Source organism: Roseobacter sp. (assembly GCF_024639605.1).
Classification (GTDB): Bacteria; Pseudomonadota; Alphaproteobacteria; order Rhodobacterales; family Rhodobacteraceae; genus Roseobacter.
Genome location: NZ_JAHEHZ010000138.1, coordinates 1 through 9,098 on the forward strand (window position 1 = coordinate 1; position 9,098 = coordinate 9,098).

A 9,098-nucleotide genomic window follows, 5' to 3' on the forward strand; every position below is an offset into this window, starting at 1 on the left:
AATTGGTGACCGCGGGCATTTTTGAGTGGTCCGGGGGCCTGTTTTAACATTTTTTCAGGAGACAAATTATGGCCGGAATGCACCACGGGCTTACACGCCTCGATCAGTTGATGAAGACCTGCCTTCAGGGCGCCGGACCAGCAAAGCCATTTGCGCAGACACTTGGCCGGTTGATGCCGCCCAACCCGGTTCACATCGACAACATTTCCCATGCTGATGTGATCCAGGCGCTGGATGATCTCTCACAGACCATGCGCGCCACGGAAAACGAAGACGGCGATGCAGACGCGGGCATGACATTTTTAGGTCAGTTCGTAGATCATGACGTGACACTTGATGCCACCTCGGCCCTTGGCACCCGCATTGATCCTGCGACGATCCCCAATGTGCGCACGCCCGGCCTTGATCTCGATTGCGTCTACGGCGCAGGACCCGAGGCCTCGCCGCATCTCTACGGCGCAGGGGATCAGGAACACATGCTGATGTTCGGGCGCAAGGATAACCCGCTTGATCTGGCGCGCACCTGTGCGGGCAAGGCGCTGATCGGGGATCCGCGCAACGATGAAAACGTGATCGTGGCCCAGGTACAGGGTCTGTTTATCCAGTTGCACAACATCCTGATGAGCAAAATTAAAGATGGCGGCAGTGCTGCGGGGGATATCAAAGACTGCGCCCATGACGGGATCGGCAAGCAGGTCTGGAAGGACCATGTCTCGCCCGCTCTTACGGGCTTTCAGGAGGTGCGGCGTTTCATCCGTCTGCATTACCAGTGGATCGTCTGGAACGAGCTGATGAAGGATTTCGTGGATGAGGACTGTCTGGAGCGTGCTATGGAGGAAACGCTCTTTGGCTGGGACGCGCCGGTCATGCCTGTGGAGTTCACCGGTGCCTGTTACCGCTTTGGCCATGCCACCACGCAGTTTCAGTATAAGATGAATAAGGACGCCGATGCGCTGGGTCTTTTTGCCACCACAGGTTTTGGCCCGCGCCCGCCTGAGGCCAATATGGACATGGATATGTTTTTTGGCATGAGCGGCGGAACCGCCCAGAAGGCCCGCCCGGTAGGCCCCGGCCTCGGCTCACCACTGTTCGAGCTGCCTTTCGTGCACGAGACCATCGAACTGGCAGATATCGGTGAAACTCTGACCCTGGCCCAGTCCCGCAACCTTGCGCTGCGTAATATGGTGCGCGACCGTTACACCTATCAGCTCGCAAGCGGCCAGCAGGTCGCCGCAAAGGTGGGTACACCCGTCGTCGACGTGCCGCCGGAGCTTGCGGCCAAGGGGTTTAAAAAGACACCGCTCTGGTTCTATGCGCTGCAGGAGGCCAAAGAGCACGGCCACGGTAAACTCACCGGCGCCGGCGGGCTTGTTGTGGCTGCGGTGATGGCAAATCTGTTGAAACGCGATCCCACTACTTATCTGCATATTTCGCACTTCAAACCCTGGTCCGGGTTTGGCGGGCAGCCCACCTGCCTTGCCGGGATCGCTGCCTATGTCGAGGAGCACCGCAGTCATATCGCGGATCCCGACAAACTCATGTGCGGCTGAAAAAACCGCACAGGGGAGGGGCACCTGTCGTGCGCCTCTCAGGCCTGGCGCGGGTCTTTGGGTTTTCCCGGCCCGAATCGCCGCAAAAACGTGGCATAAGAGAACCCGAGGTCATGTGTGTTACACAGTTTATGCCCGCTCGTCTCGGTATGCAGCGACAGACCGCCCCAGGCCACTTTTATGAAGTAACCGTGCCGGCGCAGCCGGGCATCAAGATCGGCCCAGTCGACCGCTTCGGCCATATCGCGGAAAAGCAGCTTTTGCAGCGCGAATATCAGCCGTTCATCGGGTTCGTCACGCGTCTTTTGCCGGGATTTCTTTGCCGCCAGATGCGCGGTCAGCAGGTCTTCGACAATTTTGCCGACGGTCCCTTCCTGCTCGGTTGCAAGGTCATGCACGGCGAGCGCCAGATCAACAGGCAGCTGAACGGTAACGGTACGTTTATTCATACCGGCACCCTGGCTCAGACGTCGTTTACAAAAAGTTAAAATCGCTCCGCGCGGAGCACTTCGCAGTCCACCACCGAGACAACACCGATGTGCTTCTCGACCACCGCAAAGGCCGCATCGAGCAACCCGTTCAGCCGCTCCGGGCGGATAATGCAGATGACCTGCACCATGCCGGCGGCGCGCCCGATTTCGCCAGACCGTGTCCAGGCCCCTGAGCGCCCCGATCCGCCGAGAACCGGTAATACGGTAAAACCGGTCACGCCTGCTTTTTTCAGCGCGTCCGTCAGGCGCGATTGCATGATGGCCTCAATGGTGATTTCGACGCGTTTGGCCTGATGTGTCTTCATGATCGGTCAGCCTCCGGTAAGGGCGGTGGCAACCGCCACGTAAAGCGGGATGCCAAGGGTCAGGTTAAAGGGAAAAGTGACGCCGAGCGACAGGGTCAGATAAATCGACGGGTTAGCCTCGGGCAGCGCCACCCGCATCGCCGCAGGCACCGCGATATAAGAGGCCGATGCCGACAGCACCATCATCAGCACCACGCCACCCGGCGAAAGCCCCAGCAACAGCCCGGTTCCAAGACCGAACGCGCTGCCGATCAGCGGCATGAGCACGCCAAAGGCCAGCACACCGGGCCGCAGCACGCCCCCGCCGTTGCGCAGCCCGCGGCCCGCCACCAGACCCATATCCAGCAGAAAGAGGCAGAGCACCCCTTTGAACGGGGCCACGATGAAGCTCGAGATCTCTTCCAGCCCCTCCTCGCCGGTGATCCAGCCGATCAGAAAGGATCCGACCAGCAGCACAATCGAGCCATTGAGCAGAATTTCGCGCCACAGATCACTGTCCATGCGCCGCCCGTCCCCGCCGCGCGAAATGAGCCAGAGCGCAGACAGGATCGCGGGCGCTTCCATCGCGGCGGCGACGGCTACCATGTAGCCTTCGGAAGCGATTCCGCTGCTCTCCAGAACCGAGGTCGCAGCAACAAATGTCACGATAGAAATAGAGCCGTAATGCGCCGCGACAGCAGCTGCATCAAGACGGCTCAGTCCGGTGATCACATTCAGCAGAGCAAAGGCCACCAGCGGCAGCACCGCCGACAGGATGACCCCGGCCAGCAACGAGAGCCCGAGCTTGATGTCGATGCCATGCGCGGCCACGCTGACCCCGCCTTTGAACCCGATGGCAAACAGCAGATAGATCGACAACGCCTTGGCCGCCGCTTCAGGCACACTCAGATCCGAGCGGGCGAGCGACGCCGCCACACCCAGCGCAAAAGACAGAATAATCGGCGACAGCAGGTTGTTGCCCGCAAGTGTCAGTATTTCTTCCACGTCACTCTCTTTTCCGGGTGTTCCGGATGTCCTGCCCTGTACCTGCGATGACCTTTAAAAGGACTGCGGCGTATCAGACCGGTCTGAAGGCCTCATCCGAGGGGTTAAAGAATTCAAGTCCGCCTTCGCCGATGTCTGTCCAGAGCCCGTGCAGTGTCAGCAGGCCTTCATCGACCCGCTCATGCACAAAAGGAAAGGTCATCAGGTTCTCAAGGCTCACGAGCACAGATTGCTTTTCCAACGCACGCGCCTGTAATTCAGGGTCATTTTCCTGAGCGACAAGCGTATAGCTGGGCCGCAGAATATCCATCCAGCGACCGATGAAGCTGTGCTTTTCTTCCAGCTCCGGCGCATGACCCCGGCACATATCGATGCAGCCCTTCACACCGCCACAACTGGAATGGCCCAGCACGATCAGATGCGCCACATTCAGCATGGTAACTGCATATTCCACGGCCGCTGATGTGCCGTGATGATCGCCGTCCGGCGCATAGGGCGGCACCAGGTTGGCGATATTGCGGTGGATGAAAAACTCACCCTGATCGGCACCGAAAATAGATGTCACATGGACCCGGCTGTCACAGCAGGAGATGACCATCGCACGAGGGTGTTGTCCGTCACTGGCCAGCCGTCGGTACCATGCCTTGTTCTCGGCATATCCGGTGGCTTTCCAGCCGTGATAGCGCTGTACCAGATAGCCCGGCAGCGGTTTCGCCTGATCCATACACGTCCCGTCGTTTTCGCATTTGTTTCCCGGAGTATCGTGAATTCACGACAAATTCGAGGGAAAACATCGCCCGCCTCAACGCTTTGGATAGATTTGCCTGTCATACCCGCAGAACGCTGTGGGGGCGCAAAAGGGTGAGTGAAATGAACCATGTCCTGAACATCAGGCTGAAAGAAACAGTGCAGGTCGATCAGGACCGGCTCGGCGCGCTGTATGCGGAACTGGGCGAAGCCGGCGCAGAAGACATCGTCTGTCGCGCGATGGAAGAGCTGGCACTGCGTCTGTCGCATTGCAGCCGGCTTTATGTCGCACAAAACAATGACGACCTGCGCAAATGCGCGCGATCTCTGATCGCGATCGCGGAGCAGATCGGCATGTCGGTGCTGGCGCGCGTTGCAGGCGACGTTACACGCGCAGTGGACAGCAACGACGCCCCGGCGCTGGCCGCCGTTTTGGCAAGGCTTCTGCGCATCGGGGATCAGTCGCTCACCGCGATCTGGGACCTGCAGGACGTGACCATCTGATAGCTTGCACGGGCACAGGATCACGGTAGGCTGACGGCAAATATACCTGAAAGGGTTTTTGACGCATGTCCGCCACCTTTGCCTCCCCGGATGACCACACCATCCCTCTTCACATCATTGCCGCCGACGATATGGATGCCTGGCGCGCAGAACAATCCGAAGACACGCTCGCCTGGGTCAATGCAAACGGCTTCGCCGGGCATATCGGACAGACATTGCTGATACCGGGCCCTGGTGGCAGGCCCGCAATGGCGCTCGCGGGCTTCGGCACCGGGGCAAAACGTGCGCGCGGCCGGTTCCATCTGGCCGCCGCAGCCGCGCGTCTGCCCAAAGCCACGTATCGAATTACCTCCGGCCTGCCCGATGACCGCGCCGAACGCGAGGCGCTCGGATGGCTGCTCTCCGCCTATAAATTCGACCGCTATATTCAGGCTGGCGAAGAGGGGGCGGCCCTCGTCACGCCTGCGGGAATTGATGCAAACCGGATTACCGCCATAGCGGCAGGCGAGACTCTGACACGCGATCTGATCAACACCCCGGCCTGTGACATGGGCCCGGCAGAGCTTGAAGACGCCGCGCGCGATCTGGCCGCGCGCCACGGTGCCACGGTCTCGGTTGTGCACGGCGATGATCTGCTGTCTGAGAACTTCCCGCTCATTCACACGGTCGGGCGCGCCTCAGACCGCGCGCCGCGCCTGATCGACATACGCTGGGGCGATGCCGGGCCGGCCATCACGCTGGTCGGCAAGGGCGTTTGTTTTGACACAGGCGGGCTGAACCTCAAACCCGGCGTGTCGATGGGGCTGATGAAAAAGGACATGGGCGGCGCGGCAAACGTCCTCGGGCTTGCCCATATGATCATGGCGACGGCCCTCAATGTCCGGTTGCGTGTGCTTATCCCGGCGGTGGAAAATGCGGTTTCGGGCAATGCCTTCCGCCCCGGCGACATCCTGCCCAGTCGCAAAGGACTTAGCATCGAGATCAACAACACAGACGCCGAAGGGCGGCTGGTCCTCGCCGATGCGCTGACTTTCGCACAGGAAGAGGACCCGGACCTCATTATCTCGATGGCCACCCTGACAGGGGCAGCGCGGGTCGCGGTCGGACCCGATCTGGCGCCCTACTTCTGCGATGACGAGGGCTTTGCCGATACGCTTGAAATGGCTGCCCTGCAAACGGATGACCCGGTGTGGCGCATGCCGTTTCACACCCCCTATGAGAGCATGATCGAGCCCGGAATCGCGGATCTCGACAACGCGCCCAAGGGTGGTTTCGCCGGATCGATCACCGCCGCACTGTTTCTGCGGCGTTTCGTCAGCACCAGCACCTATGCGCATTTCGATGTCTATGGCTGGAATCCCGCTGATGCCCCCGCCCGGCCGAAAGGCGGCACAGGCCAGGCCACCCGCGCCCTGCTGAATCTGATCCGCGACAAAAGCATCTCATGAGCGATCCGCGCGACACTCCGGATCCTGCAAGCGTCATAACCGGGCGCAATGCGATGATTACCGTGCCTCTGGCAGATCTGTGTCGCCGTCCCGACGGGCCGCGCGACCGGCAGCTGCTTTTCGGTGCGCCCGTGACGATCCTGAATGATACGAGCCCCTGGTTTCTGGTCCGGGCGCAGGACGACGGCTACTGCGGATACCTGCCCGGCAAAGCTACAGGCCCTGCCGAACCGGCCAGCCACCGGGTCACCAGCCGGACTACGCACGCCTACTCCGAGCCGGACATCAAATCGCCTGAGGTGACCTGCCTCAGCTTTGGCGCACGTTTGCGCGCCGCATCCGAGACGGCCACGTTCGTTGAAACCCGATGGGGGTTTGTGCCGCGCCAGCACCTGCATCGTACGGGCGTTCTGGCGTCTGATCCTGCCGCCGTGGCCGCCCTTTTTCTGGGGACGCCCTATCTCTGGGGCGGCAACTCCGGCACCGGCATCGACTGCTCCGGACTGATCCAGGCGGCCTGCCGGGCCTGCGGCATCCCCTGCCCCGGCGACAGCGACCAGCAGGAGCGTGACCTCGGCGAAACTCTGCCACCTGACACGAGGCTCAGGCGCAATGATCTGCTTTTCTGGGAAGGTCACGTCGCACTTGTGACCGCCGGGGATATGCTTATTCACGCAAACGCGGGGCACATGGCGGTCGCAACCGAAGGGATCACAGACGCCATATCGCGCATTGAACGGCAGGGAGACGGGCAGGTCACATCGCGCAAACGACTGCCGGCCCTTCCCCCGGCCTGATGCCAGCACATCAAGGGGTGCCGTGTTCCGCAGGAACTCAGCCAGAGGAATGGCCTGGCACAGGCCGCCTTCGGATCAGGACTATTCGACCGCGCGAATAAGCTTGCGTTCGAGCACTCTCAGCACCGTTTTCAGATCATGACCCCGGCGCATGATCTGACCATCCATGCCAAGCACGGCATACATGCCCTGTTTATCCCTCAATCGCGGTCTTTTTTCGATCCGGTAGAGCGGTGTTTCAGCGGTGCGGCGGAATACCGAAAACACGGCAACATCACGCAGGCACGAAATGCCATAGTCCCGCCATTCGCCCGCCGCCACAAAGCGCCCGTAAAGCGACAGGATCACCTGTAACTCAGTGCGATGAAATGCGACCTGATCGGGCGGCATCTGATGAACATTGCCTGTCGGCGGCACCTGATAATTCATACTGCAGAGTTGCGCCCTTGCGCCCGCAAATCAAGCCCCCCAAAAATCATATACAGCCCGCGGGTGCTATGCTACCGCAGAGACAGTCTGTAAAAAGCCGGAAGTGACGGGATGCCGGAGACAGTGACGCCTCAGGCACGGGCTGAAAAATGCGCGGAGCTGATGATGCAGAATGACGCGGCAAGCCGTGGCCTGGGCATGTCGCTGCTTTGCGTCTCCCCGGGCTGTGCCACCCTTTCAATGACAGTGCTGCCGCACATGCTCAATGGTCACAGCAGCTGTCATGGCGGCTATATTTTCACCCTCGCAGACAGCGCCTTTGCCTTTGCCTGCAACTCTTACAATCAGCGCACCGTCGCACAGCAGAACCAGGTCACCTATCTCGCGCCGGTCCAGGAGGGCGACTGCCTTACCGCATGCGCGACCGAGACCTCCCGCTCAGGCCGCTCAGGCATCTGGGATGTTACCGTGACAAACCGGGCCGGTGAGAAAGTTGCTCTGTTCCGGGGCCTGGCGCGGACCATTGGGGGGCAGCATTTCCCGGAACCCGGAGAGACTGAATGAAAGACCTTACCCCCCGGCCCGAAACCCTTGACCCGATCGAACGCGCCAGCCGTGATGAAATCACTGCTCTGCAGACCGGAAGGCTGCGCTGGTCGCTCAACCATGCCTACGCTAACGTGCCGTTTTACCGCAAAAGCTTCGATGCCGCCGGCGTTCATCCTGACGATCTGAAAACACCTGACGATCTTGCGCGCTTTCCGTTCACCGTGAAATCCGATCTCCGCGCGAGCTATCCTTTTGATATGTTTGCCGTTCCGCGCAACAAGATTGCCCGCATCCATGCCTCATCGGGCACCACGGGCCAGCCCACGGTGGTGGGGTACACAAAGGCCGATCTGGAGGTCTGGGGCTCAGTCGTCGCGCGAAGTCTGCGCGCGTCAGGCATGAAAACCGGCGATCTTTTGCACAACGCTTACGGCTACGGGCTTTTTACCGGCGGGCTCGGTATTCACCTGGGCGCAGATGCGCTGGGGCTGACGACGGTGCCTGTCTCGGGCGGCATGACCGCGCGCCAGGTTCGGCTCATCGAAGATTTCCGGCCCGACGGCATCACCGTTACCCCATCTTACGCGCTCTCGGTTCTCGATGAATATGTGAGGCAGGGTCTCGACCCGCGCGCTTCATCACTGCAGGTGGGCATCTTCGGTGCCGAACCCTGGACCAACGCGATGCGACGTGAAATTGAAGATGCATTCGACATGCATGCGGTCGATATCTACGGGCTGAGCGAAATCATGGGCCCCGGTGTCGCTAATGAATGTGTCGAGACAAAAGACGGGCTGCACATCTGGGAAGATCACTTTTACCCCGAGGTAATTAACCCGGAAACCGGTGAGCTTGTCGGGGACGGCGAGCAGGGAGAGCTTGTATTTACCTCACTGACCAAAGAAGCTTTCCCGATCATACGCTACCGTACGCGCGATCTCACACGCCTGCTGCCCGGTACGGCGCGATCGATGCGGCGGATGGAAAAGGTGACCGGCCGGACGGACGACATGATCATCCTGCGGGGTGTGAACGTTTTCCCGACGCAGATTGAAGAATGCCTGATGGCGACGCCCGGCCTGGCACCGCATTTCCAGATTGAGCTGTCTAAACGGGAGCGTATGGATCAGATGTGCATACTCTGTGAAGCCAACCCCTCAGGCGCATCACCCGATGCGAAAACGACCGCTGGTTCTGCATTGGTGTCCCTCATTAAGGAAGTTATCGGAATAAGCGTTACTGTTGATGTGGCGGAGCCCGGTGGCGTGGTCCGGTCCGAGGGTAAGGCCGTGCG

The 9,098-nt window shown here is 60.4% G+C and carries 11 protein-coding genes; 6 read left to right on the forward strand and 5 right to left on the reverse strand.

Going from position 1 to position 9,098, the window contains the following annotated elements:
- Window positions 1-68 precede the first annotated feature (68 nt).
- On the forward strand, window positions 69-1,550 hold the full coding sequence (locus Q0M35_RS15065) for a peroxidase family protein (protein ID WP_295316734.1): 1,482 nt from the start codon (window positions 69-71) through the stop codon (window positions 1,548-1,550).
- A 38-nt stretch (window positions 1,551-1,588) separates the two neighbouring features.
- Here the strand turns inward: Q0M35_RS15065 and Q0M35_RS15070 are convergent, their stop codons facing one another.
- From Q0M35_RS15070 to Q0M35_RS15085, 4 genes are all read right to left on the reverse strand, one after another.
- Entirely contained in the window at window positions 1,589-1,999 is a 411-nt protein-coding gene (locus Q0M35_RS15070; RefSeq protein ID WP_295316736.1) for a hypothetical protein, read from the reverse strand.
- 35 nt (window positions 2,000-2,034) lie between these two features.
- Window positions 2,035-2,346 (reverse strand): transcriptional regulator, encoded by a 312-nt coding sequence (locus tag Q0M35_RS15075; protein ID WP_295316738.1) that lies wholly within the window; start codon window positions 2,344-2,346, stop codon window positions 2,035-2,037.
- A gap of 6 nt (window positions 2,347-2,352) precedes the next feature.
- Window positions 2,353-3,330 carry a sodium-dependent bicarbonate transport family permease gene (locus Q0M35_RS15080; RefSeq protein ID WP_295316740.1) on the reverse strand — a complete coding sequence of 326 codons (978 nt, stop codon included), beginning with the start codon at window positions 3,328-3,330 and terminating at the stop codon, window positions 2,353-2,355.
- A gap of 73 nt (window positions 3,331-3,403) precedes the next feature.
- Window positions 3,404-4,054, reverse strand: coding sequence for a carbonic anhydrase (locus Q0M35_RS15085; protein WP_295316742.1), 651 nt, complete (start codon window positions 4,052-4,054; stop codon window positions 3,404-3,406).
- Window positions 4,055-4,200: 146 nt separating this feature from the next.
- Here Q0M35_RS15085 and Q0M35_RS15090 point away from each other — a divergent pair, with 146 nt between their 5' ends.
- The 3 genes from Q0M35_RS15090 to Q0M35_RS15100 all read left to right on the forward strand — a co-directional run bounded on the left by Q0M35_RS15090 (window position 4,201) and on the right by Q0M35_RS15100 (window position 6,826).
- A complete protein-coding gene (locus tag Q0M35_RS15090) occupies window positions 4,201-4,581 on the forward strand; it encodes a hypothetical protein (RefSeq protein ID WP_295316744.1) in 381 nt (126 codons plus the stop codon).
- Between the two features lie 65 nt (window positions 4,582-4,646).
- Window positions 4,647-6,029: a leucyl aminopeptidase family protein gene (locus Q0M35_RS15095; RefSeq protein ID WP_295316746.1), complete on the forward strand. Its 1,383-nt coding sequence runs from the start codon at window positions 4,647-4,649 to the stop codon at window positions 6,027-6,029.
- Window positions 6,026-6,826, forward strand: a complete 801-nt coding sequence (locus Q0M35_RS15100) for an NlpC/P60 family protein (protein ID WP_295316748.1) — start codon at window positions 6,026-6,028, stop codon at window positions 6,824-6,826. The genes Q0M35_RS15095 and Q0M35_RS15100 overlap by 4 nt, the downstream gene beginning before the upstream one ends.
- An 81-nt stretch (window positions 6,827-6,907) precedes the next feature.
- Here Q0M35_RS15100 and Q0M35_RS15105 read toward each other — a convergent pair whose 3' ends face one another.
- On the reverse strand, window positions 6,908-7,255 hold the full coding sequence (locus Q0M35_RS15105) for a DUF2794 domain-containing protein (RefSeq protein WP_295316749.1): 348 nt from the start codon (window positions 7,253-7,255) through the stop codon (window positions 6,908-6,910).
- 111 nt (window positions 7,256-7,366) lie between these two features.
- On the opposite strand from Q0M35_RS15105, the gene paaI reads away from it, so the two are divergent.
- Together paaI and paaK are read left to right on the forward strand one after the other, a co-directional pair.
- Window positions 7,367-7,819: a hydroxyphenylacetyl-CoA thioesterase PaaI gene (gene paaI / locus Q0M35_RS15110; RefSeq protein ID WP_295316751.1), complete on the forward strand. Its 453-nt coding sequence runs from the start codon at window positions 7,367-7,369 to the stop codon at window positions 7,817-7,819.
- A partial coding sequence (gene paaK / locus Q0M35_RS15115; RefSeq protein ID WP_295316753.1) for a phenylacetate--CoA ligase PaaK occupies window positions 7,816-9,098 on the forward strand: 1,283 nt, incomplete at its 3' end. The genes paaI and paaK, both read left to right, overlap by 4 nt.

Coding starts and splice junctions, on each gene's coding strand:
- Q0M35_RS15065 (WP_295316734.1), top strand. CDS start 69: ATGGCCGGAATGCACCACGGGCTTACACGCCTCGATCAGTTGATGAAG.
- Q0M35_RS15070 (WP_295316736.1), bottom strand. CDS start 1,999: ATGAATAAACGTACCGTTACCGTTCAGCTGCCTGTTGATCTGGCGCTC.
- Q0M35_RS15075 (WP_295316738.1), bottom strand. CDS start 2,346: ATGAAGACACATCAGGCCAAACGCGTCGAAATCACCATTGAGGCCATC.
- Q0M35_RS15085 (WP_295316742.1), bottom strand. CDS start 4,054: ATGGATCAGGCGAAACCGCTGCCGGGCTATCTGGTACAGCGCTATCAC.
- Q0M35_RS15090 (WP_295316744.1), top strand. CDS start 4,201: ATGAACCATGTCCTGAACATCAGGCTGAAAGAAACAGTGCAGGTCGAT.
- Q0M35_RS15095 (WP_295316746.1), top strand. CDS start 4,647: ATGTCCGCCACCTTTGCCTCCCCGGATGACCACACCATCCCTCTTCAC.
- Q0M35_RS15100 (WP_295316748.1), top strand. CDS start 6,026: ATGAGCGATCCGCGCGACACTCCGGATCCTGCAAGCGTCATAACCGGG.
- Q0M35_RS15105 (WP_295316749.1), bottom strand. CDS start 7,255: ATGAATTATCAGGTGCCGCCGACAGGCAATGTTCATCAGATGCCGCCC.
- paaI (WP_295316751.1), top strand. CDS start 7,367: ATGCCGGAGACAGTGACGCCTCAGGCACGGGCTGAAAAATGCGCGGAG.